Below are 25709 nucleotides of genomic sequence, written 5' to 3'. Positions count from 1 at the left end.
TGAAGCCAGTGAATGTTGGTCATGTGTTGCCATGAACGAGGCTCATGAATCGGGGTGGCTGGCCCAGCTCGACCTCAACCTCTTCCGGGTGTTCGACGTCATCTACCGGGAGCGGAACCTCACGCGGGCCGCGGAGATCCTGTTCCTCAGCCAGTCGGCGGTGAGCCACGCCCTGGCGCGCCTGCGCGAGCAACTGGACGATCCGCTCTTCGTCCGCCAGGGGCGCGGTGTGGTGCCCACCCCGCTCGCCGAGCGCCTGGCACCTGGGATCCTGGAGGCGCTCGCCCTGCTCCAGCAGGCCGTGCATCGCACCCGTCACTTCGACGCCCGGCGCGATGTCGTCCAGGTCACCGTCGCGATGAACGATGTGCTCGAACCGTCGCTCCTGCCGCAGCTCGTCACGCGCCTGCGCGAGAGCGCCCCGCAGGTCCGGATCGCGAGCGTACGGCTCGACCGGGCCGGGCTGGAGAGGGATCTGGCGTCGGGGAGACTGGACCTGGCCATCGACGTGGCGCAGTCGACCGGCGCCGACCTGCACCACACGCCGCTGCTGCGAGACACCTTCTGCGTGGTGAGCGCGCGGCGGAGGAAGCTGGATGTATCGGCCTATCTGGCCGCCCGGCACGTCACCGTGTCCTCACGGCGCACGGGCCTGACCCTCGAGGATCTGGTGCTCAGCCGTCTGGGTTACCAGCGCGAGATCGCCTTGCGCTGCCAGCACTACGAGGCGGCGTGCCGCGTCGTCGCTGACTCGGACCTGCTCCTCACGATTCCACGGCGCCAGGCGGAGGCGCTCAGCGCCACCCTTGGCATCCGGCTCCTGCCGATGCCAGTGATACTCCCTCCGGTGGAAATCCACCTCTACTGGCACCGACAGGTGGATGGTGAGCCACGCAACCAGTGGCTGCGCTCGGAGTTCCTGGCCCTTGCGAGAGGGCTGCTCAGAGGCTGACGGAGCGCTCGACGACGAAGCGAACGCCCACGCCCGTCCGGGTCGGTTCCACCTGGGCGCGCCATGCACAACCCCGGCGGGAGCTCCCGCAGACCACGGGCCCACCCGCTTCCGTCACCGCGCGGGTCCATTCACCCCCGAAACGGAAGAGGTCTCCGCATCCCCAGGGGGACGTGGCTCCGGGCGATGACTCCATCCCGTTTCCCCAGGGGAACAGGCGCCCGTCCGGACCGCGCGCCGCCATCTCCCACTCATCGGCGGTCGGCAACCGGAAGCGCACGCCGAACCTCTGGCTCAGCGTGGCGGCCCAGGTTTCCGCCTGCTCGAAGGTGAGGTGGAACGGCCCCTCCTGTTGCGGAGGCGAAAACCATGTCGCCGTGATCAGGAAGCCCGCCGGGGGAGTGACGCGCCGGATGGGATTCGGGACGGCCATGCCGGGCTGTTCGTCGCCCAGCCAGTGGGGGAGGGGAGGAACCCATGCCAGGGGCAGCGCCAGCGGCTCGAACCGGTAGCCCTCTGGCGTGGCCAGGAGGGTCCGGGGCAGGGGGGGCGGCGGCGGACCGGCGGGCGTTGGTGGCAAAGGCTCGGTGAGGGCCTGGAAGAGCAGGAACACATGGTCTCGAGCGACCGGGTTCCCGAGGATGCAGCGGGCCACCTGGAGCTGCTCGCGTTGAGCGGGCAACGTCACCGCGGACTCGGACGGCAGAGGTTGGCCCGCGAGGAGGTGCAGCACCGCCCGGCGCGCCGTCTCGAACAGGGGAGCATCGTGGCGCGTGGGCCCGAGCCCTCCCTCGTTGGAGAGCCTGCAGCTCCGCACGCCGCCCGCAAGACGGCGGGCACCGTAGCGGCCGGTGAGGAGCAACGCCGTGGCGCGCACCTCCCAGTCTGGATCCTCGAGCGCGGCTTCGAGTACCTGTTCGATCCTGGCCGTCAACGCCGGGTGGTCCTTCCCGAGCCAGCGCAGTATCTGTCTGCGGGTGCGAGGGTCCGGCGTGGCGAGGAAGAGCGCCAGGGCGTCGTCCATTCCTCCGCGCGCGGGGGCCATCTCCGTGAGCGCGTGCTCGAGGATCTCCCGCGCGAGCTCGCGCACCGAGGGGTCGGCATGTTCGAGCTGAGCGAGCACTCCCCGCGCCAGGCTGCCGTCGCGTAGGAGGCCCGCCATCCTGAGGCCCTGGCGCACCTCGTCAGGCGCCGTGGCCCGGAGCAACCGCTCCACGCCGGAGCGGGTGACGGCCGGCAGGTTGCGCCCGAGTGCATCGGCGTGAGCCAGCGCGTCGGGGCCACGCACCTCCAGGAACCGGACCCCCGTCTCGGGTTCGAAGGTGTAGTCGATCTCGCCATCACGCTCGGGCAGAGACCAGCTCACGAACACCGGCTCGGACTGTCCCGCGTTCATCGCGGCGCGGTCGGGCTCTCGCGTCCAGCCCTCGGATGCGAGCAGTGCCTCGAGTGCCGCCAACCGCGCCTCGGGAGCGAGGACGACCACGGCCGCTCGAGGGCTTCGCTCCGCGGGCCAGTGGAGCGTCACTCCAGGACCTCTTCCGTCTGGGTGGCGTCCTTCTGGAAGAAGACTCGCGCTCCCACGTCCAGCAGCGGTCTCTTCTCGCGCATCGCCATCTGCTTGTCGAAGAAGACGACGCGCACCGTGTCGATCTGCCGGCCGTCGGCCAGCTTCTTGTCCTGGATCTGATCGCTGAGCGCGTTGATTTCCCAGAGGTGGATGTGCTCGTCCGGCTCCACCAGGCACGAGTACTCCACCGTGCGTGACGTGGCCTCGTAGCCGACGGGCAGCAGGCGTGGCTCCCCCGCGGAGTAGAGGGGGCGCTCCTCGGGCCGGATGCGCGGCGAGAAGTAGCGCGTGCGCTGGGGCCTGGCGGCGCGAGCCATCGTGGCCTGGTGTTCCAGCACAGCGCGCAGGTAGGAGACGTTGTCGGAGGCGTTCATGGCCCTGAACAGCAGCACCTGCTCCCCCACCTGTTCGCGTCTGTCCCAGGCGGCCCAGAACGCCTGGGGATCCTCATACTCGGCGGCGACCTCGCGCTCCGTGGTCACCACGACGTGGCGATCAGTCTTGGCGATGGGGACTTCAGGGAGACACTCCGCGCCACCTCCCTGCCTGCGCACCGAGAGCGTCTTGATGCCGCCTCGGCGCAAGAGCTGGTGGGCGATGTCCGCGAGCGCGGCCAGACGGCCCCCGAATTCGGAAGCCCTGCTACTTCCCACGTTGAAGTCGATCTTCACGCCCCAGGGAGACTCATTATTGTAGATCATCGCCTCCCGCTTCTCCCCCGAGAGCACGACCCGCACGCTCTGCGGCTGCTGCGAGCGCATCCGCGTCAGGGCCGCTGGCCACTCCTCCATTGTCTGCCGTGCGGCGCTCTGCGGGCTCGCCCAGGCGACAATGGGACCGGCGCCGGCGTCGGCGATTGCCGCGAGGCAGGTCTCGACCACGTCCGCCATGCGTTCCCGTTCCAGCGACGCGTGCAACATGAGGCCGTCTGGAATCATTCCATGCTCCTATCCAGCCAGGTGAAGTTCCCTTCACCATCGAAGTACGCGATGAAGATGCGGTCGCTGATCTTGTTTTCGGTCATGTGGTTGAGGGCGCTCTGCGCGGCTTCATGGTTCTCGAAGACGTAGATGAGACCCTGGTAGGTGCCTGACTTCGTCGAGATGGTGCCGTTGACCACCTTATTCGAGTAGGCAAGAGCCTGCTGGGGATCGTAGGGATGGCGGCCCGCCTTGTCCTCCACCAGGTACTTCGAGTCCGGGCCTCCGGAAGGACCTCCTCGCTGGTTTCTGGAGATGAGCACGACACCGTCGGCCTGCGTGCCGTCCGGGAGCACCGCGGACTCCTTGATGGCCTGGAGGCCGGGAATCGTCGAAGGCCGTGGCTCGCCCGTGACCGGGTCGGCACCCAGGCCCATCAGGGCCTCGCGGTATTCGCGGAAGAGTGTTCCCGCCGTCGAGCTGTCGGGGACCAGCCGCGCCCGGGTGACATTCCCGGTCGCGTCCCGCTCATGAACCACGAACTCCCGCAGCACAGCCATCGGGTTGTCCTGCTGGCGCACGAACTGGAGCATCTCGCGGCGCATCCGGCGTACGAAGTTGCCGTAGGCGGAATCGGTATAACCGGGGGCCAGGTCGTCGAGGATGCTCTTCACCTGCTCCTTGGAGAGGCCCATCCGGTTCATCACCGTGACCCAGTCCCGGAGCTGGCCCGCTTCGCCATCCGAGAACTGACGTGGCTTGCCGTCTGGTCCGAGAACGCCTTCGTTGATGACGTCTTCCAGCGGCTGGAAGCCCTTGCGAACGGTCGGGTTCGCCGCGTCGCGCTGGGCCGCCGCTTTCTGGCGATCGGCCAACGTCCGGCGCTCGACCGTCTCCTGCCGCAAGCCCCACCGGATGTCCCCCTCCGGTTTCTCCAAGGGATCCAGCCTGAGCTTGACTCCTTGTTCACCGCTGTATCCGGGTGCCCGCTCGATGGTGACCGAGCCATCCGCACGGCGGCTGTAGCGCCACTTGTCCCAATCGAGCGGGGGGTAGCCGAAGGGTTGCCGCTCGTCGAGCAACCGGACTTCATGCCGCTTCTGTCCGTCCACTTCGACCTCGACCCGCGTCCATCTCTGGTGCTCACCCGGTTTCGGAGCGTCAGCGCGTTGGACCGGATGCCACTCGCCATTCGAGCGCCTCCAGAACCAGTGCTGGCCTTCCTCGGACGGATAGTCGGCGGGAACGGGCTTCTTGGCCGCGACGTAGCCGACGCCGGGCTCGAGCTCCATGGACCGGACCACCTGCTCGAAATGGGTGAGCTGGTCCTGCAGCATGGCCATCTCGATGGCGATGTGCTGGCCCTCGGGGGTGTCGATGCCGCCCGCCCGTTGGAGCGCGGCCGCCCGTTCCTGGATGATGCGCGGGAGCTTCTCCACCTCGAGCCGGGCCTCGAACGCCGTCGTGCCGGGGCCCGCTTTCTCTCCGTGAAGGCCGAACCAGGTGCCGAGCCGGTCCTTGAGCCGCAGGACGCGCCCGCTCGCGCCCTGCAGCCGGCGCATCGCCCGGGCCGTGTCGGCGTGCATCTCGATGTCGATGGCGCGCGCGTTCGGTCCGATCTCGATCCACGTGCCGACGATGAGCCCATCGTGCTCGATGTAGTGGACCTGGACGGTCTCTCCCGTGAGCTTGGGGTTCACCTCGATGGGGACGCGGTTGCGCAGGTCGCGCGGCAGCGCCTCGGCGGGGTTCTTCGTCCTTCCGTGCGTGCCGGGCTCCACCCGCTCGGCCAGATGCGAGACCAGCTCCCGGACGGAGGCGGGGTCGGCGCCCGCCCGCATGACGACGTGCGCCTGCCCGTCGCGCACCACGATGGCCGCGTGCCCGTCCGGCGACATCGTCGCGTCACCCGAGGCGCGTAGCCGCTGGAACTCGATGGGCCCGAGCACCGTGACGGGGACATCCGAGACGTCCGGGTGCCCCCCGGCGCGCAGGCTGTCGGATACCTCGCCCTGTACGCTCTCGCGGTAGGTGCGCGCCTGCTCGTAGTCGGCCAGGGCCTGGGCGTGCTCGCGCGCGACGGTGGCGTCGAAGTCCGCCTCGGTGCGGCCCGGGTGCATCTCCAGGTATTCGCGCAGGTGCGCCTGCCGCTGTTCGCCGGTGAGCCGCTCGGGTGGCATCGGGTGGGTGTCGACGCCCAGCCTCGGCCCGCGGATGAAGCCCCACACGTGGCCCGCCGAGGCGTGTGCCCCGCTCATGGCGAGCCCCATGACCGCGCCGTGGAGGACCTGCTCTCCGCTGGAGCCCAGGATGTTGAGGAGCGGGTTGCCGCCCTCCCAGTTGCGGCTCTCGAGCGCGCTGCCCACCACCGCGCTGGGAACCGCCTGTACCACGTTCTCGACGGTCTGCGAGATGGCGTGGGCGGCCAGGCGGCTGTACCAGCTCGCCTCCTGCGCGGCCATCCGCTCGAGGAACTCGATGGCGTGCACCGACCGGGTGAGACGCCCCACATCCCCCAGCCGCGACATCTGCCGGACCGTGAAGTCGCGCATCCGGGCGAGGATCTGGCGCTGGGCCTGCTGCGCCACCTGCCGCTCGGCCACGCTGGTGGCGACCTGGCGGATGCCCAGCAACCGGTTGCCCATCCCGGCCGTGAGCGCCGCCACCACCGCGTCGACGACGCCGACCGCCATGTCCGTGTACATCTGCTGGCGGCCGTAGGCCCGCCCCATGAAGAGGGCCCGCGTCCCCATGGAGGTGGCCGTGGAGGCCAGCGAGGCGATGATGGCCAGCGCCACCGCCGCCGACGCTCCTCCCGTGAAGATGGCGCCCACCGCCCCGACGACGACCGCCACGGCGATGGACGCGGCGTTCGCGATGGACTCCGTGACGGACGCCACGGCCTCCCGATGATCCTGCGCCGCCTGCTGGACGACCTCCGCGTGCACACGCGTCTCGCCGATGGCGGCGAGCATCCGGTCCGGATCCTCGCGCAACCGTGGATCCCTCAGCCGCTCGCGCTGCTCGCGCAGCTGCTGGAGGCGGTGCTCCATCGTCGCGCGCTCGGGATCGGCCACCCACCCGGTGAGCACGCCGGAGTCGCGCTGCAGCTGGACGCGCATGGACTCCTGCGCAACGAGCTCGTCCAGGGTCTGGGGCCGTCCCCGCAGCGCCACCTGCACGTCCACCGAGTGCTCGCCGCTGGCGGCCGAGAGCGCGGCCTCGTCGAAGCTCCGCCCGCGATGGTTCGCCTCCCAGCGCTCCCGCACACGTTGCAGCTCGTCCGGAGGCAGGTTCTGGAGCGATTGCAGGATGCGATCGCCCTCTCCGGCGCGCTCGGCGAAGTCGAACTGCTGGTAGGCGTCCAGGTAGCCGCCCTGCCGCAACCGCGTCAGGGCCTCGTCGCGCCGGTCGCCGCCGAACCCGAGGATCTGGTTCTGGACGTTCTCGCGAACCACCTGTTCGACCGTCTCGCCGTACCGTTGCTGGTACCCGGCGGTCATCGCCGTCATGTACCCGCTGGCGCGGCGGCGGGCGAGCTCGGTGATCTCCCCTTCAATCTGCTGTTCCACGAGCTGCTGCTCGCGGAAGTAGGTGTTCTCGTCCCAGGGCGGCCGTGCGCTGGCGGCGCGTGCGCGCAGGTCGCGCTGGAGATCCTCGCGCCGCCGGGCCAGCGCCGCCACCTCGGGCGACACCGCGCCGCGGTCCCGCGAAGCCGCCGAGGGATCCTGCAGGGCCCGTCTCTCCGCCTCGAGATCCCGGCGGGTGTCCTCGAGTGCCCGGGTGTACTGGGACTCGATCGTGCTGTTGATCTGCGTATCGCTGGATTGGAACAGCGACTCGCGCTCGATGCGGATGCGAGCGGCGTCGGCCGCGGACTGGTTGGCCTCCGAGAGGGCCACGAGCAGATCGCGCTCGCCGCCGAAGGTGGTGCGCTCGATGCTCTGCTGGAGGGAGCCGCGCGGCACCTGCTGGTAGCTGCCGTCGGGCTGCGGGACGAGCACGGGCTCGTTCGCGTAGCGGGCGTCGTACTCCCGCGTGACCTCCCGGGTCCGGCGCGACATCTCCTCCTGCATCCGCGCGGTGGTCCACCCCTCGCGCTGGGCCTGCTGCTGCACGTCCTGGGAGATCTGCTGGTAGACGGCCTCCGCGTCCTGGCGCCGGCTCGAGCCGCCGAAGTACAGCGCCTGGTCGAGCGCGATGGCGTCGGCGCGGGCGACGTTGAGCTCGAAGAGCGCCGTGGCCCGTTCCGTGTCGTGGGTCGTCGAGGTGGTCCAGTCGCCCAGATCCTCGAGCACGTCCGTGCGCAGATCCTGGTGGTAGCGCTCACGATAGATGCGCTCCACCGCGTCCCGCTGCTCGCGCGTGAGCCCGCGCAGGGCCCGGAAGATGGCGGCCTCGTCCGTGCCGAGGCTCGTGCCCAGGAACTGCTCCTGTGTGGCGGAGAAGAGCTGCGCCGCGAGCGCCTCCTCCTGCCGGCCGGACAGCAGCGCCTGTGCCCGGTCGAACTCCCCCTCGTGGAGCTCCGAGCGCAGATCGTCGTCGAGCTCGTCGCCGAATGTATCCTTGTAGTACTTGCGCAGCGCGAGCGCCTGGAACTCGTTGAGACCGCCGAGCTGCTCCATGGCCGCCTCGGTCTCGTTCATGCCGAAGATGCCGCCGTGGAGCGCCCGGTTGATGGCGTTGCCACGCTCGCGAACGCGGCTCGGGTTGAGCGGCCCGCGCTGGTTGCCGATCGTCTCGAGCTGGTCGACCGAGCACCTCTCGAGGACGAGGGCCCGGAGCCGCTGCTCCAGCTCACTGCGGCGGCTGGCGAGCAGCCGCGCGCGGACCGCGGCCGCGACGATGGCGATGGGATCGACGGGACGGCTCCGGTCCCGGTGGAAGAAGGCCCGGACGACGGCCTCCTGCTCCCGCGTCAGGCGGTTGGCCTCGAGTACCTGCTGCTCTGAAATCCCGTGCGCCTCGGCATCCTGCAGCCGCGTGAGCAGGTCGAGCTGCTCGCCGACGAGCGCGGCGGTCTCCTGGTTGCGCAGCTCCTCCCAGGCCTGGGCGTTGGCGCGAGCCTGCTCGGACCAGTCCGTCCAGCGCTCGAACAGGCGCGTGAAGAAGCCGCGGGTCTCCCCCGTCTGGGTGGCGGCCCAATCGCGGATCTCCTCCCGGGCCTGTTCGGCGGCCTGGTCGAGGCCCTCGGTGAACGACTGGGACTCGCGCTGGATGGCCGTGCGGAAGTCACCGAAGGTGCGCACCACCTCGTCACGGCGCTCGCGGCCCCAGTCCTCGCTGGTCTGGATGAGGGCCTGGAGCTGCTCGGGGGTCTGGTCGGCGGGAGGCGCCTCCCGCAGTTGGAAGACGTCACGCTGGGTGACGGCCTCGTACGCGCCGGTGTATTCGGACTCCCGGGGGGCGAGCTCCGCCTCGCGCGTCTCCCGGGCCTGGCGGTAGCGAGCGCTCTGCCGGGCGGCCATGCGGTTGACGTTGGACAGGAGGCGATCGCGCTTCACCCGGACGAGATCCTCGGGGGTGCCACCCGCGAGGCTCGCCTGGACCGCGTCGGCCTGTGCGTCGAGGCGTTGCCGCTCGGTGGCGACGGTGCTGGACAGCTCCTGACCCGCGGAAGAGAGGGACTGGGTCTGATCGGCCACGCACTGGTTCACGTCCGATGACGCTTGCTGGGCCTGCGCCGCGAGCTGCTCACGCCGCAGGAGGACGGCCTCGTCGAGCTGCCGGCCCGCCACGCCCGCCTCGGTGGCGATCGTGCCAAGCTGCGCGCCGAGGCTCTGCTCGAGCTCGGGAAGCATCTCGGCCTCGCCGAGCGACTCCTGCCCCTGGGGCGGCTCTCCCCCCATGAGCGCCAACCGGACGTCGCGGAGCATGTCGCGCGCCGTCGTGGGCACGTCCGCCATCAGGCTGGCGAACACCTCGATGGCCTGGGTGCGCGCCTGTCCGGCCAGGGGCTCCGGCTGGGGCGGCGCCGGTTGCTGGAGGATGATGGGAGGGCCGGCTTGTGGCGCCACTTCCTGCCGCTGCAGGAGCCCCTCGCGGATCGAGAGCAGTTGCATGCGCGCCTCGTCCCGCGGGTCGCTCACCGGAGGCCCCGCGTCGAGGGCACCCCGGACCTGCTCGAGCCTCTCGGCGGAGAGAGGGCGCTGGCCGAGGCGGGGCATGTTCCCGCGCGGGCTGAGCTGGAGCGCGGGGAGTGTCTGGTTCGACAGGGTCCGGTTCGAGGCCTGCTCGACCAGGAAGGTGGCGTGGGGGACGGGCTCCTCCGGGGTCGCCGCCGGAATGGCGGGCACGCCCGTGGGGAGTTGCGGCACCTGCTGCTGGGCCGACGCGGGCACGCGCACACGCACCACGTGCACCCGATCGACGCTCTGCTCTCCCTCGCGCTGGACCCGCGCCATGCCCGGTCCACCGCTGACGTGGGGGTTGGGAATGGCCTCCACGCGCCGGCTCACCTGGGTCCGGAACTGTGCGAGGGCCCGTTCCGGCTCGGGTGGCGGCGAGTCCTGGGCCATCGTGAGCCCGGTCCCCATGCCTTCGTCCGTCACCGCTTCGGGTTCGGCGGCGGGCTCGCTCTCCACCCCGGCCACGGCACCGGAAGGCGCACCCTCCTGTGCGAGGCCCTCCGTCCCGGAGACCACGGGGCCCGGTTCGAGGGATTCGCCCGTGGAGACCTCCGGCGCGGCGAGGTCCGCTCCCGTTGCCGCCTGTGGCGGGAGCGCCTCGGGGGCTGGGGTGAGCGCCTCGTCCGATTCGAGCTCCAATTCCTCCGAAGGTGCCTGTTCCTCCGAGGGTTCCTGTTCCTCCGAGGGTGCTTGTTCCTCGAGCGGAACGGGAGCCGGTGGGGTGGGCGTGGAAACGGAGCCACGCAGGAAGAGCGGGACGGAGGACTCCCGGGGCCCACCGCCGAGGAAGAGCGGGACGGAGGACTCCCGCGGCTGGCCACCCAGGAAGAGCGGCAGCGAGCTGGTGGGTCCCACCGTTCCGGTCTCGGACGTCGAAGCCACCTCCTGCTGGGCGGCTTCGGCACGATGCTGGAGGCGCTCCTGGAGCTCCTCGGGCTCGGCCTTCCGCTTCCTCGGTTCGAACGTCCGTGACATGGCTCGTACGCCTTCTGGTGTGCGGTGGCTCTACGAACAGCATCCCCCACGATGCGGTTCCTGCCTCCTGATGAGCGGGTGGTAGTAGAGCTCGTACGTTCCCTTTCCGATGTTGCTCGAACCACCCACGATCAACAACCGGCCATCCGTCAGCAGGGCCACGTCGTGGAACTCGCGATCCGCGCCCATGGGGACGGTGGTGCTCCATTTCCGGGTGACGGGGTCGTACAGCTCGACCGCGTTGCGGATGCCTCCCAGGTCGCCGCCCGCGTGGTAGCCGCCGGTGACGAGCACGTGGCCGGAATCCAGCAGGGTGGCGGTGTGGTTGCAGCGCTGGAGCTCCATGCCGCCCGTGGCCGTCCAGACCTTGTTCTCGCGGTCGTACAGCTCGGCCGAGCCGTACGAGGCGGTGGAGGTGGCGTTCTTGCCGCCGACGACCAGCACCTGTCCCGACTTCAGCAGCGTGGCGGTGTGCGCGCGCCGGGCGGTGCTCATGTCGCCGACGAGCGTCCAGGTCCCGAGCTTCGCGTCGTACAGCTCGACCGAGGCCAGGTTGAAGGTCTGATGGGTGGTGGTGTCGATGTTCTCGCCACCGGTGACCAGCACGTTCCCATCTGGCAGCAGGGTGGCCGTATGCCAGCTCCTGGGGCTGTTCATGGCATTCGCGATGACCGTCCAGGTCCCGGACTTCGGATCGAACAGCTCGGCGGAGGCGTGCCTCTTGGAGGAGTCGCTCTGGGTCTCCTGGCCACCGATCACCAGGACCTTTCCACTCTCCAGCAACGTGGCCGTGTGCCCGACGCGGCCCACGCTCATGTCGGCGATGGCCGTCCAGTCGTTGTCTTTCGGGTTGTACAGCTCCGCGGTCTTGGGTTGGTCCTCGCCGCCCGTCACCAGGACACGGCCATCCGGCAACAACGTGGCCGTATGCCGGCGGCGATTGGCGTTGGTGGGCTTCGTGGACGTCCAGGTGTCACTGCGAGGGTCGAACACGTCCGCTACCCGATTGAACTCGCCCAGGGCGAGTACCCGGCCATCCGTCAGCCGCACGGCGCGGGGCATGAGATGGGCGCCATCGCGCAGCTTCGTCGGGACGTTGAGTTTCCCCCTGCGCATCCGGAAGATGTGGCGTCCCTCGACGGCGCTGTTCGTGCTCGTGTTGGACAGTCCATCCGCATGGGTGTCGAGCAGCGCGCCGGGGGTGTGGGAGCCGGGGAACTCGAAGAAGGTATGCTCATCGCCCGTTCCCGCCGAGAGGCCCGCCGCCGCGGTCCGCCCTCCCAGGCCTCCCGTCCCTCGGGTGGAGCTTCCGGACTCCCACTCCAGGCGGTCGTAGTTCATGACGATGTCGAAATCGCCCAGCCCCGCGTCACCCCGGTCCACCAACAGGAGCTGGAAGCTGTTGAGCTTGTCGGTACGCTCCCGGTGGTAGCCGACGGAGAGCCAGTTCACGCAGAGGGCCACGCGGCCCTCGAACATCACGGTGCCGTACCCGATGCGCCCCGAATCCTTGGCTCGCGTATCCACGTCCGCCAGGAAGGGAGCGATGATGGGTGGCAGCCCGGACTTCACCTCCAGCCCGGCGGGCATGTACTTGTACAGGGGCTCCCCGAAGGTGACGTTGCCGTTCGTGTTGATGAAGAGGTGCGTGTAGAACTTCCCGAAGAAGTTGACGGGGAAGCCCACCTCGATCGGGCCGCTCGAGCCGTCATCCGTGGCGGGAATCACATGGGCATGGGCGCGCTCGCCCTCGATGATGGCGGGCGGCCTCGTGGTGGTACCGCCGGCATCCTGCAGGATCTCTGACATCCGTCGTCCCTCTCGTCTTCAGTTGCCGCCCGGGCGCAGCTCCGTTGGAACGTGCCGCCCCAGCTTCCTGTATTCGCTCGCGAAGCCCCTCAAGAGATCGGCGTATTCGATGGGCCGTCCCTCCCCGCGTGCCAGCACCGCCGCGAGCAGCACGGCGTTGCGGATGTGCCCGCCGCTCAGCTCCGCCATGGCGGCCAGCCGGTTCAGGTCCTTGGGTGCCACCTGGTGCCCCTCGCCCAGGTGTGACAGCCAGAGCGCGCGCCGCTCCTCCGGCCCCGGCATGGGGAACTCGATGATCGCGTCCAGCCGGCGCATGAAGGCCGGATCGAACCGGCCCTTGCTGTTGCTCGTCAGGAGCGCCACCCCATCGAAGGACTCGATGCGCTGGAGCAGGTAGTTGGTCTGCGCGTTGGCGAAGCGGTCGTTGGAGTCCCGGATGTCCGTGCGCCGGCCGAAGAGCGAGTCCGCCTCGTCGAACAGGAGCATTACCTCGGCGTGCTCGGCGCGTGCGAAGAGCTGGGCGAGGTTCTTCTCCGTCTCGCCGATGTACTTGCTCGTCACGCTGGCCAGGTCCACCCGGTACAGCGGCATGCCCAGCCGCGTGGCGAGCCAGCCCGCCGCCAGCGTCTTGCCCGTGCCGGAGGGGCCCACCAGCAGCGCCGTCACCCCGGTGCGGTAGCGCGTCGTGGCGGAGGCGCCGAGCCCCTCGGCCAGCCCGTCCCGCGAGCGGCAGCGCAGCAGCAGCGCCTCGAGCTCGGCGGAGATGGCGGGAGGGGCCACCAGGGCCTGGTCGCTGATGCGCTCGGGCAGGGCCTGGGCCAGCGCGCCCAGCCCGCCTCCCTCGTCCGACCACGCCGCGTCCAGCAGATCCCGCTCCTCGGGTCTGGACAGGCCCCGCACGGCGGCGTGGCGCCGCGCCATGCGGCCCAGGTGGGCGATCCTCCCGGCACGGTGGCGGTGGGCGCTGGCGAGGTGCTCGGCCAGCGCGGCATCACCCAGCGACGTCTCCCAGAGCGCACGGCGCTCGTCCCGTCCGGGCATGGGCAGGGACCAGGGGAGCATGCTGCCCGTGGGCCATTCGAGGTTACCCTCCGGTCCGCAGGTGAGCAGGACGGGGCCGTCGTAGAAGGGCAGCAGCGGCACCAGCTTGCGCTCGCCAGGGGCCAGGTCGAAGCAGAACACGGGCAGCAGCGAGCGCAGTTGGAGATAGGGGCCGAGCGCGTCGAGCCGGTCGGTCTCGATGAAGAGAGGGCGGCGGCCCAGGGCGGCGGCCAGCGCGGACGCCACGGTGCGGGTCTCGGCCGGCGAGGCGCCGCGCAGCAGCAGCGCGCTCCGCGGCTGGGTGGCGAGGGTGTCCGCGTGGCGGCGCACCTGCTCGAGGACGGAGGCCGGCAGGGGGACCTCGGGGTAGGCGCCGAGCCCGAGCGTCGTCCCGGGCCACGCACCATCCTGGCCCCGGAGGGCGAGGTAGAGGGGCAGGGGGAGCGCGAAGGACTGCTCGGCGAGGGGTTCCTCCGTGCCGAGCCGGGAGAGGAGCCGGCTCTGGAAGGCGGCGCCATTGGAGAGGGCGTGCAGGGGGGTGATGCCCGGGGGAGCCGCCTCGGCGAGGGCCGAGGCGATGAGGCCCAACATGGGACGGGAGGTGCCGGTGGGGGACTGGATGTAGGCGAGGACGCGGCCCACCAGCTGCTCCTCCTCCACGGCCGCGGCGAGCGCCACGGCGAGCTGCTCCAGGAGGGTGAGGCCCAGCTCCCGGCCGAGCCGCACGAGGGGCACGTCCACGGGGGCGGGCTCCTCCATGCGGGCCCGTGCGCCCGCGAGCCAGTCGGAGTGCTGGGCCTCCACCAGGGCCTTGGTCTGGCGCAGGACCTGGGTCTCGAGGTGGGTGTCATCGGCGGCGGCGATCTGCCGCGCCAGTGCCGCCAGGGCCAGGTGGCCGAGGGTGAGGGGCGTCGGGAAAAGGGTGCCCATGGGAGTTCTCCGGCCTTCGAAAGTCATCCGTGCCCTCACGACTCCCCATGCAGGTAATGGAATCTCACCACCCGGCCGAGCCATGGGACCCAGCCAGGATCGATGTCGAGCCCCGCGCTTCGCACGCGGATGTCGGCCTGCTGGATGTCGAACAGGACATCGACATGGGTGCGCGTCGCCGTGATGCGCCCGGGGCGGCACACGAGCTCGTGGAGCCCGAGCCGTGCGTAGCGGCGGCACCACCGCCGTGCCGCTGTCCGCAGGCCCTGGAGCAGCAGCCCGAGGTCGTCCTCCCCGCGCAGCGCGGGCGCGAGCGTGCGCCCCGGCGGAGGGGGCGTTCCTCCGGGTTCCACACCGTAGGTGACGGCGAGCGGGAGTCTCCCCGTTGCGTCGGTGAGCACGGCGCGCTTCGTGGGTTCTCCCTCGTGGAAGGCCAGGGGGGCATCTCCGCTCCTGGCCACCTGTGCGCGCAGGCGCTCGGGAAGGGCGAAGGGGCAGTGCGCGGGTCTCGGACCTCGGAGGCGGGTCTCGAGAATCACGCGCGAGGGGTCCGTCGCGGGGACGCCGAGCCGCTCGGCGATGAACGAGAGGAGCCGGTCCGGCAGGTCGAGATCGATCAGGGACGGGTGCTCCTCGAGAAGCGTGGAGATCCCGAGCCGTTCGAGAACGGGCACCAGGAAGAGCAGCCCACCGGCCGCCGTGGGACGAGGGAACTCCGGCCACGGTGCGTACGGTTCCGTCTCGGGCCTGGAGGGAGCCTCCGTCTCGTGCGAGCCGCGCCCGGTGGAGGGCGGTTCCGCGGCGATGGCCGGAAGGGCGGAGCGGGTGTTTTCCGGCGAGCCCGCGTCCATTCCCGGCGCCTCCGGGACGGGGCGTTCGTGAGCCACGAGCGCGGAGCTGGCCGGAGGCTCCGAGGGGATGGGAGCGGACTCCGGCCCGTGTCGTGGGGTGGTGGGAGCGGACCCGGAGTCCGATCCAGGAGCATCGGCCCTGGGAGGTTTCCCGCTGCCGGCCGGGGAGGGGACGCCGCCCTCGTGCCCGTTCCCCTCGGAAGGGCGCGCCTCGGTGGATCCACTGCGCGCCACGGGTGGGGAGGGCGGTGCTTCGTGTCCGTCCCGCCCCCGTGCCGTCCTGGCCGGTCCGGACACGAGCCCGGTGGCGAGGCGTGCCGCCCGTTCGACCAGCCGGACATCCGCGAGGCGCCCCCATCGATCGATCACGAGCACCACGGCCGTGAGCCAGACCGAGCGCGCGTCCCCGACACCCCACGTCTCCACCCACCGGGCGACCGAGGCACGCAGCGGAGCGGAGGGAAGCACCTCCGCCGTTTCTCCAGGCGCCGGCATCTCGGGCGGAAGAGCCGGGCCCGGCGGTGAGCCTCCGAGGGACTGGAGGAGCACGGGGCCCTCGTCCCACCGCAGGGCACCGAGCAGCATGTCGAGGCCACCTTCCGCGTGCAGGGCCTCGACGAGCCGCACCACGGCAGCGGGTCCGGCGCTCGTCCGGAGCGCGGTGGCGAGCACCAGGCGCAGGGCCTCGTCCCGGGGCTGGGCGGGGTGGAAGCCCGGCACGGCGAGGGGCCAGAACCAACCCGTCACGGGCGCTCCGCGCACCAGGCGCCGCGCGAGCGCGACGGGGGGCTCCGCGTCATCCCGGAAGAAGACGGCGTCACGGTGCACGGCCGAGTCCTCTCCGGCATACACGGCGGATATGGCCAGCTCGCGCACCCGCTGCTCCAGGCTGAGCGCGAGGCTCGCCGGTGGCAGGTGGCCGTGGATGACACCGACCCGGAGAGAGCGGATGAGGAGCACCCGGCCGGGTCCGGCGTCGGGGAACGAGGCGGTGCGCAGGGCATCCTCGAGCAGCAGGGCGCCACGGCGCACGAGGGCGTCGCTCCTGGCCGCCAGACGGACGGTGCCCACGCGCCTCATCGTTCCCCCTACCCGTTGTAGCCCATGAGGGGAATGAGGGCGCTGGCACCGCGGGCGGGATCGGCGAAGCGCGCCGAGGCCTTCTCCTGAAGGTGCACCGTCTCCGACGAGGCCGACAGCACGCGCGCGCGCACCACGTTGGACGCCAGGTCCTCCACCACCGCCTGCACCGTGTGGTCTCCGGAGCGGATCACCACCTGCATGCCGATGCGCACGCGCGCCGGGTCCACGGCCAGCTCGATGGTGCCACCCACCCTGGCCACGGTGGGTTTGGTCACGTGGCCGGAGAGCAGCTCGTTCACGGGCGCATGGCTGGCCAGCAGCAGGCACACGCGCACCAGGTCGTTCATGAGCGCCACGGCCTCGGACTCGGTGGGCACCACGCGCTGGAAGAGCCAGTCCACCAGCATCTGCATCTCCCTCCGGTCGGTGACCTCGAGCTTCTCCCAGAGCGGCAGCCGCGAGAGGTCGCGGAGGTTGACGGGGGTGTCGTACTGGCTCATCTGCTCGGCCCACTCCAGGCGGATGACGGGCAGCACCTCGCCGAAGCGCTGGTAGAGGCCGGTGGCCACCTTGGAGATGTGCTCCAGCTCCGTCGCCGCGTTGCGGCTCACGTCCGAGCGGCCGTGCGCCGTGTCCATGAGGTCACCCAGGGACAGCTGTGCGCGGGCCGTCTGCTGCAGCTCGAGCCAGGTCCGGGTCTCGACGACGGGAGGCTGGTAGTAGACGAAAGTGCTCCGCTGGCGGGCGATGAGGTCCTCGCGGGCCGACAGCAGCCGGGAGAGCCCCTGGACGAGGCTCGTGGAGGTGCGGACGGAGACGAGGGGCAGCGAGATGGGGAGCCGCTGGACGGCGCGCACCTGCGCCCGGACGAAGGTGCGGTGGATGAGCTCGATGCGGTCGAGTCCGCGCAGCAGCTGGGCGGAGAGGGCGAACCACTTGAGGGGCGAGTCGCGGACGAGCTCGACGTAGGCGAGCAGCTCCGGAGGCGCGGCCGCGGTGCTGGCGAGCACCTCGGGGAGGATGTTCTCGACGATGCCCGTGTCGAGCAGGCGGGAGGGAGCCTCGCGGGTGAGCTCGCGCTCGCGCGGGCGCTGGAAGACGAGGAAGGGGACGTGCTGCTCGTACACCTGCTGGCGGCGCTGGTTGATGGTGTTGACGCGCACCTCTTCCTCGTCGCGCAGGGCGCGCGCGACGGTGACGTCCTGGCGGCCCTCGGCCACCTCGCTGTCCACGGCCTTGAGGCGCGTGTCGAGCTCGGACCACACGCGCTCGATCTGGCCGAGCGTCGTCTTGTAGTTGTTCACGGAGCCCATGCGCTGGTCGATGCGGCGCCTCACGGCCCTGAGCAGGGTGAGCGTGTCCTCCATGTGCCGGACCGAGGTGGAGAAGTAGTCGAACTCCGTCCACCTCAACCGCGAGGAGGTGAGCGCACGCCGGATGTTCTCCGGCTCCTCGTCGAGCCGGCGCAGGAGATCCGTGAGCGAGGACTGGCTGTACACCAGATCGCTGATGCGGATGTTCTCGCGCTCGACCACCTTCGTGTCGGTGAATCTCGAGTTGGGCCACCAGCGCCAGCCGATGAGGAGCTTGGCCATCCTCGGGTATTTGTTGAAGTTGATCTTCGTGATCCCCGTCACGAGCAGGCCTGTCACGTCGAGCCCGAACTCCTTCTCCTTCACGGTCCTCCGCACCAGTTGGATGAGCCCCGCGATCAGCTCCCGCCGGAGGGTGGTGGCCTGTTCCAACGCCTCCATGGCGTCCGACAAGCGGATGAGCGCCAGGTTCGAGCGCGGGTGGAACTGCGTGAGGTAGCTGTCGAGGGTGGTCCGAGCCACCAGCGGGCTGTCCACCAGGGTGCTTCCCAGCGTCGCGGAGACGGCGAGCCGGCTGGCCTCCGTGCTGCTGGTGAGCATGAGCTGGCGCACGTGCTGGAGTTCTTGATTCAGCCGGGTGGTTCCCCGGTCGATGAAGTCGATCGCTTCCTGGTAGAGGCTCGAGACGTTCTTGATGAGCCCCCTGAGGCCCTTCGTCCTCAAGGTCTCCTTGGTGCTGTCGGCGAACTTCTTGACGTGCTGCAGACCGCTGGTGGATGCCAGGAAGACATCGAGCGGGTTGGTGCCGTCGAGCAGGACGGAGAACGGCTGGTCGACGATGAAGGGGGTGTTGAAGTAGTTGCCGTAGGTGCTCTTCGCGATGAGCCACTGCCGCGACACGACCTCGGCGGGCTGCCAGCGGCTGCCGTCGAACCGGCGGTACATGAGGAGTGGCTCGGTCCCGGTGTACTTGCTGGGAATGCTCCACCAGAAGGCATGGACCTGCCCATCGCCTTTCGAGACGGCCGCGATCGCCTCGCCGCTCGTCTGGCTCACCTTTTCCTGCGTGATCGACCACTTGTCGGTTTCGAACTTCCCGTGCTGGATCTGTCTTCCGGCGCTGGTCTGGGCGTCGTTGTGTCCCATGACGAGGACATCGATCCGCCCGTTCCTGGTGTCGGAGATGCATGCCGCCAGGCGTTTGCCGGTGAGGTTCCTGGTTTCGAGCACCTGGAACGTTGAGCCCCCCGGGTAGGGAGTCAATGTCGCGCTGTTGTTCGCGTGGCGGGCGGAGATGTGGTGGAGCCAGGTCTCGCTCATCGAGCCGCTCATGCGTCCCAGATAGAGCAGCTCGATGCGCCCGGTGCTGGGGCTGAGGGCCACGAGCTCCGTCACCTCCCTCGCGAGGGGGATGTTCAGGGTCTGGATCGTTACCGAGGGAGAGGGTTCCTTGGGGTCGCCGATCCAGGTGACCTTCTGGATCTTGTTGATCCCGGCCACGAACACATCGATGTGCCGGGGTCCCCAGGCCACGGCGGAGAAGTGCTTGAGCTGCCGAAAGGAGAAATCCAGCCTGGTCTCAGGGGTCCTTTCCCAGCCCGATTGAGCGTCCCTGCGGTACAGGAAGCTCACATGGGTTTCGGCCTGCTTGTACGTGTCCCATGCGAGTACGACGATCACCAGCTCCTGACCGAGCCAGATCAGACTGAAGTCCGCCTGGGAGCTCGGATAGGAAATGGGCTCGGAGGAGGCGAACTTGCCCGTGGCTTTGGAATAGCGCCGCAGGACCAGCTCGGACGTCCCATAGGACCAGTACTTGCGCGTGAGGATGCCGAACTGTGACTGGTCTGCGGAGGCCGCGGTGGACACCCTGTAGGTGTCCCACCCCAGGGAGGCCTGCTCCGACCAGGCGCCATACAGCCACAAGGTCCGGTCCAGCAGGGGGACCGTCTGTCCGTCCGTTTCGTATGACCCCTCCGGTGGGACGGGTACCTCGTCACTCATCTGTTCCCCATCGACCCTGGCGGGATCCAGGTTCGGATAGGACGGGAATTGGTACGCGTTCTGGCCGTCGAGAGCCTTCAGCAGCACGTTCGCCTTCGTGCGCAGATCCTCCCGCCGTCTCAGCCACTTGCCGAGCCCCTCGAGCGCATCGGTGATGGCTTTCTCGAAGGCGATGTCGACGGATTCCCTGAACAGCAGGCGGGGATCGAAGTGCGCCTCGGGGACGGGGACGAGCACCCGCACGCGCTCCTGTTCCTGGGTGTTCAGCGGCGCGAGCGAGGCGCTGGCGAGCGCCACCGCGTCGAGCTGCTCCAGGGGAACGGGTGCCGCCTCCAGGAAGAAGGGCGCGGGAAAGAACCCGGGCGTCCACTTGAGCGGGTTGAGGGCGTGCTTGGGCAGGGTGCCCACCGGAGGCAGGAAGGCGAAGGACTGGAGGGCGGTGCCGTCGGTGAGCTGCTGGGCCGTGAAGGTGGCGAGGTGCTCGGAGAACTGCTGGAGGCGGGACTGCCAGAGCAGGGGCGTGCCGTGCTTCTCGAGGAGCGGGGTCCGGCTACGGGGCGCTCCGCCAGCGCGCACCACGGCGGCCCGATCCACGAAGAGGGCCGTGGCGGGATCGCCAACGTGGTTGGGAGGCTCGAAGCCGATCAGCGCGATGGGGACGCCGAGCTTCTCCCAGGGAGCGCAGGCCCCGTGAGGGCGCAGGCGTTCGCACTCGAAGATCGTCCAGGCCAGGCGGTTGCGCCACTGGAGATCCCTCTCGGGCATGGGCCAATTGCAGGGCCAGGCGAAGAGCACCGGAACACAGCCATCCACCAGCCGGTGGTCGTCGAGGGCCCGGAGCTCCGGGTCGAACTCGGCCGGGTTCTGGTCGTCGGGTGGAGCATCCCTCTTCGAAACCACGGGAACCAGCACGAGCACGGCGGCTCGCAGGCCCACGTGCGTGGTGCTCGCGTCCGCGTAGGACAGCACGCCGAGGTCGACTCCCGAGAACTTCGCGACCTCCTCCGCCCAGAAGGCCGGCACCCGATCCACGCGGACGCAGATCGTCCGGGGAATGAGCACGTCCTCGCCCGTGCGGGTCAACCCCATGCCGGGGCTGATCTGGAAGCAGGGGATGGGCGGCTGCCCGGGCTCGTCGGGCTCCATGCTCTTCAGGTGGACCTCGAGGCCGGCCACGACGCCGGGGGCCACGAGTTGTCCGCGCAGGGCGAGGCGGCCGGAGCGCTCACGTTGCTCGGTGGCGAGGGACTCGGCGGAGAGGGCGCGGCCCGTATAGAGGTGGGGGCGGCGGCGCCAGCCCTCGGTCACGAAGGGCCGGAGCGGCGGCTCCACCTGGAGGAGGTGCTCGCCGAGGAGCGACCCCGTCAGTGGTTTCGTACTCATGGGCTGCCTTTCTTTCGCCAGGGGTGGGGCCGCATGGTGCTCCTCACCGCTTCACGCCCACGTAGGGCAGGAGGGCGCCAGCACCGCGGGCGGGTTCGGAGAAGTACACGGAGTCCGTCACCTTCAGGCTCACTGCCCCCGAAGGAGCCGACAGCACGCGCGCGCGCACCACGTTGGACGCCAGATCCTCCACCACCGCCTGCACCGTCTGGTTTCCGGAGCGGATCAGCACGTGCATGCCGATGCGCACGCGCGTGGGTTCGACCGCCAGCTCGATGGTGCCGCCCACCCTGGCCTCGGTGGGTCTGGTCACGTGGCCGGAGATCAACTCGTTCACGGGCGCATGGCTGGCCAGCAGCAGGCACACGCGCACCAGGTCGTTCATGAGCGCCACGGCCTCGGGCTCGGTGGACACCACGCGCTGGAAGAGCCAGTCCACCAGCGTCTGCATCTCCCTCCGGTCGGTGACCTCGATCTTCTCCCAGAGCGGCAGCCGCGAGAGGTCGCGGAGGTTGACGGGGGTGTCGTACTGGCTCATCTGCTCGGCCCACTTCAGGCGGGTGGAGGGCAGCACCTCGCCGAAGCGCTGGTAGAGGCCGGTGGCCACCTTGGAGATGTGCTCCAGCTCCGTCGCCGCGGTGCGGCCCACGTCCGAGCGGCCGTGCGCCGTGTCCATGAGGTCACCCAGGGACAGCTGCGCGCGGGCCGTCTGCTGCAGCTCGAGCCAGGAGCGGGTGGTGAAGACGGAGGGCTCGATGCCGACCACGGCGCCGCGCTGGCGGGCGACGAGCTCCTCGCGGGCCGACAGCAGCCGGGAGAGCCCCTGGCCGAAGCTCGTGGAGGTGCGGCCGGCGATGACGGGCATCCGGACGGGAATCCGCTGGACGGCCCGCACCCGGGCCCACTCGAAGGTGCGGTGGATGAGCTCGATGCGGTCGAGCCCGCGCAGCAGCCCGGGTGCGAGGGTGAACCACCGGAGGGGCGAGTCGTGGATGAGCTCGACGTAGGCGAGCAGCTCCGGGGGCGCGGCCGCGGTGCTGGCGAGCACCTCGGGGAGGATGTTCTCGACGAAGCTCGTGTCGAGCAGGCGGGAGGGCGCGTCGAGGGTGAGCTCGTGCTCGCGCGGGCGCTGGAAGACGAGGAAGGGGACGTGCTGCTCGTACACCTGCTGGCGGCGCTGGTTGATGGCGGTGATGCGCGCCTCCTCCTCCTCGCGCAGGGCGCGTGCGACGGTGACGTCCTGGCGGGCCTCCGCCACTTCGCCTTGCACCGTGCCCAGGCGCTTGTCGAGCTCGGACCAGGAGCGCTCGATGCTGGCGAGGGCCTCCTTGTAGCTCGTCAGGGCGTCCGCGCTGGGGCGTGTGCGGCGCTCCACCTCCCGCAGCAGGACGAGCGTGTCCTCCAGGTGCTGGACCGCGGTGGAGAAGGAGTCGTTGTTCTCCCAACGGAGCTTGTTGTCCGTTATCGCCCACTGGATGGCATCCGGCTCCTTCTCGAGGCGTCTGAGGACGGTCTCCAGCTCGGTGTGTTTTTCCACCAGGAGCTCGAGGGCGATGCTCTCGCGCTGGACGATCTTCAGCGTCTTGTCGTTCTCCTTGAAGAGGACGACCCGGGGCTCCGCGATGTCGGGGCTGGTGCTGTAGACCGCGATTCCGGCCACGACGATGCCCGTGACGTTGATCTCCAGCTCCCTCAACAACGTGACGAGCCGTTCGAGCAGGGAGCTTCGGAGCGAGACGGCCTGTTGCAGGCTGTCGATGGCGTCGTCATCGCTGGTGAAGTCCTCTTCCTCGGCCGTGAGCCCGGTCGCGATCCGCTTCTTGATGAAGCGCGTGAAGTAGCTCTCGATATCGGTCCGGGCCGCCAGCGGGCTCTGCACCAGGGTGGCGCCCAGGATGGGGGACGCCGCGAGCCGGCTGGCCTCCGTGTTGCCGCTGATCATGAGCTGGCGCACGTTCTGGGTGTTCGCCTGCACCTGGGCGGAACCGGAGCGGATGAGATCGTCCAGCCGCTCCAACTGGTCCCCGGTATGGGCCACGAGCCCTCTCAGCCCGTTCTTCTCCACGAACTCCCGCGTCTTGTCGGGCAGTGTCTTCAGGTGCAGGAGCCCCTGGGGAGAGGCCAGGAAGACGTCGATCTGGGACGTTCCATCGAGGACGACGCTGAACGGCTGGGCGACCTGCTCGAGCTGAAGCTGCTGGGTCCAGGGGGCGTGCCACTGGGTGCCGTCGAAGCGGATGTACGTGAGCAGGCCGGGGGTCGGGGCCTCGGGATTCGAGGACCCCTGTCTCCACAAGAAGGCGTGGAGCTGTCCGTCCATTCGTGACACGACCTTGAGCTTGTCGGCGGTCGTCGTGCCCACGGGGACGGGCTCGAACGTCCACGCCTCCTTCGCGTATTGCCCGTGGATGAAGCCGCTCTCCCCGGAGATGAGGACGTCGAACTGGTTGTCATCCGTCAGACAGGCCGACAGGAGCGTGCCCGTGGTCGCCGTCTTCTCTTCCATCTCGATCTGGCTCAGCTCCGCTTTGTTCTGCTCATGCTTGCCGGAGAGGTGGTGGAGCCAGAAGGTACCCTCGGGAATGGCTCCTCCGTGAGCGTGAGCCAGGAAGAGCAGCTCGATCCGCCCATCCTTCTTCTGGAGGGCCACCATGTCCGTCACTTCCCGCTCGAGGCTCTTCTCGAGCTCGATCACCTCGGGCTGCTCCGCGGCGCCCTTCATCCAGGTGAACTTCTGGATGCTGTAGCTCTTCACGACACTGTCGCTCTTATCGGAGAGTGTATCGGTCTCCGTGGCCGCGAACACGTCGATATGCCCTGCCGCCCAGGACACCGGAGAGAACACCGGGACGCGGGTCGCCCTCACCTGTTTCGAGTCGCTCGGCGTCCAGACATTGTTGTCGGTGCGGCGGAGGACGCGGATGAAGTAGTCGAAGAGCGCCGGCTCCGCCGGGGTTTCGGCCAGCTCCCGCCGGGAGCGCTCGGTGGGCGTTTCGGCCTGGATGGGCACGGAGACGAGGACGACGATCAAGAGCTCCTCTCCGCTCCAGACCGTCCGGAACCCCAAGAAGCTCTCCTTCTTGGCCGCGTCCACCACACTGGGTAGGGTCTCCCATTGCTGCCAGGAGTCGCGGAAGCTCACGTAGGACAGGGTGTCCGTGTTCTTCAGCGTGACCAGCGCGAACCCACCCGGCTCGGGACTCTCGGTGGACACCTCCTCCACGGTGCCGGCCCCCGCCAGCAGCGAGCTCTCCGGCCCGGTATCTCCCTGCCCCCACTTCTGCAGGGCCTGCTCGTACGCGTCGACGGTGGTGCCCCGCGTCCCGTAGTCCTCCTCTGGAGGAATGGGCTCCTGGTTGGCGATCGTCTCTCCTTCGATCCTGGCGGGATCCGGTTCCGGGAACCGGCCCGACTTCTCGCCTTCGAGCGTGTTCAGCAGCAGGTTCGCCTTGCCGCGCAGGATCTGCCGCCGCTTCAGCCACTCTCCGAGCCGTGCGAGCCCGGCGTTGATCGTCTCATCGAAAGCGGGATCGAGGGTCTCTCCCCTCAGCAGGTCGGGATCGAAGTGGGCCTCGGGGACGGGGACGAGCACGCGCACGCGCTCCTGCTCGTAGAGGTTCAGGGGAGCGAGTGACGCACTGGCCTGCGTCACCGCGTCGAGCTGCTCCAGGGGAACGGGTGCCGCATCCAGGACGAAGGAGGCGGGGAAGAAGCGGGGCGACCACGTGAAGGGGTTGAAGGCTTCCTTGGGCAGCGCACCCACTGGGGGCAGGAAGGCGAAGGACTTGAGGGCGAGGCCGCTGGTGAGCTCCGAAATCGTGAAGGCGGCGAGGTGCTCGGAGAACTGCTGGATGCGGGACTGCCAGAGCAGGGGCGTGCCGTGCTTCTCGATGAAGGGAGTCCGGCTTCGGGGCGCCCCTCCGGCGCGCACCACGGCGGCCCGGTCCACGAAGAGGGGCACGGCGGGAGCCTCGATGACGTCGGGAGGGTTGAAGCCGAGCAGTGCGATGGGAACGCCGAGGTGCTCCCAGGGCGCGCACCGCGGGTGCTGGCGCGCGAGCTCCTGTTCGAAGATCGCCCAGGCCAGGCGGTTGCGAAACCGGAGATCGCGCTCGAGCTTGCCCCAGTGCTCGGGCCAGGCGAAGAGCACCGGAATACAGCCATCCACCCAGTGCGAGTCCTCGAAGGAGTAGGCGTCCGGATCCACCTGGCCCTGCGCGTCGGGGACGGTGGGATCCTCCATCCGGGACACCACCGGGACCAGCACGAGCACGGCGGCCTCCAGCCCCTTGTGCGTCTCGGCCACGGTCCGCTCGGACAGGAGGATGCTGAGGTCGAAGGAGGCGGGGTTCTGCCCCTCCTTCAGCCAGAAGGCCGGCACCTGGTCCACGCGGATGCGCGTGGGGCGGGGGATGACCACGTTCTCGCCGCTGTGTGTCAGCCCCAGGCCGGGGCCGATCTGGAAGAGGTAGACGAACTTCCCGGTGGGTTTGTCGATCCCACTCTCCAGGCGGACCTCGAGGCCGGCCACGACGCCGGGAGCCACCATCTGGCCGCGCAGGGCGAGGCGGCCGGCGCGCTCGCGCTGCTCGGTGGCCAGGGCCTCGGCGGACAGGGCCCGGCCCGAGTAGAGGTGGGGGCGGCTGCGCCAGCCCGCGTCGACGGACGGCCGGGGCCGGGGCTCCACCTGGAGGATGTGCTCGTCGGGGAGCGACTCCTTCAGCGGTTTCGTGTTCATGGTCGGGCTTCC

At 69.7% G+C, this 25709-nt stretch carries 9 protein-coding genes; 1 reads left to right on the top strand and 8 read right to left on the bottom strand.

Going from position 1 to position 25709, the window contains the following annotated elements:
* Window positions 1–31: 31 nt before the first annotated feature.
* Entirely contained in the window at window positions 32–952 is a 921-nt protein-coding gene (locus NR810_RS01055; RefSeq protein ID WP_257446403.1) for a LysR family transcriptional regulator, read from the top strand.
* Here the strand turns inward: NR810_RS01055 and NR810_RS52555 are convergent.
* Genes NR810_RS52555 through NR810_RS01015 form a run of 8 tightly spaced genes read right to left on the bottom strand, consistent with a single transcriptional unit; the run spans window position 942 to window position 25697 of the window.
* Entirely contained in the window at window positions 942–2480 is a 1539-nt protein-coding gene (locus tag NR810_RS52555; RefSeq protein WP_257446400.1) for an SUMF1/EgtB/PvdO family nonheme iron enzyme, read from the bottom strand. The genes NR810_RS01055 and NR810_RS52555 overlap by 11 nt on opposite strands.
* Complete coding sequence (locus NR810_RS01045) at window positions 2477–3460, bottom strand: hypothetical protein (protein WP_257446381.1); 984 nt, start codon at window positions 3458–3460, stop codon at window positions 2477–2479. Before NR810_RS01045 ends, NR810_RS52555 begins: the two co-directional genes overlap by 4 nt.
* Window positions 3457–10545, bottom strand: coding sequence for a hypothetical protein (locus tag NR810_RS01040; protein WP_257446380.1), 7089 nt, complete (start codon window positions 10543–10545; stop codon window positions 3457–3459). The genes NR810_RS01045 and NR810_RS01040 overlap by 4 nt, the downstream gene beginning before the upstream one ends.
* Window positions 10546–10575: 30 nt before the next feature.
* Complete coding sequence (locus NR810_RS01035) at window positions 10576–12354, bottom strand: Kelch repeat-containing protein (RefSeq protein ID WP_257446378.1); 1779 nt, start codon at window positions 12352–12354, stop codon at window positions 10576–10578.
* Between the two features lie 18 nt (window positions 12355–12372).
* On the bottom strand, window positions 12373–14325 hold the full coding sequence (locus NR810_RS01030; protein ID WP_257446373.1) for an ATP-binding protein: 1953 nt from the start codon (window positions 14323–14325) through the stop codon (window positions 12373–12375).
* A 35-nt stretch (window positions 14326–14360) separates the two neighbouring features.
* Window positions 14361–16256 carry a hypothetical protein gene (locus NR810_RS01025; RefSeq protein WP_257446371.1) on the bottom strand — a complete coding sequence of 632 codons (1896 nt, stop codon included), beginning with the start codon at window positions 16254–16256 and terminating at the stop codon, window positions 14361–14363.
* 8 nt (window positions 16257–16264) lie between these two features.
* Window positions 16265–20959, bottom strand: a complete 4695-nt coding sequence (locus tag NR810_RS01020; protein WP_257446368.1) for a hypothetical protein — start codon at window positions 20957–20959, stop codon at window positions 16265–16267.
* A gap of 43 nt (window positions 20960–21002) precedes the next feature.
* Window positions 21003–25697, bottom strand: coding sequence for a hypothetical protein (locus tag NR810_RS01015; protein ID WP_257446365.1), 4695 nt, complete (start codon window positions 25695–25697; stop codon window positions 21003–21005).
* Between the last annotated feature and the right edge of the window lie 12 nt (window positions 25698–25709).

The organism is Archangium lipolyticum (assembly GCF_024623785.1).
Lineage (GTDB): Bacteria > Myxococcota > Myxococcia > Myxococcales > Myxococcaceae > Archangium > Archangium lipolyticum.
The sequence above is the reverse complement of the archived record's forward strand: the minus strand, read 5'-3'. Positions and strand labels throughout refer to the sequence as shown.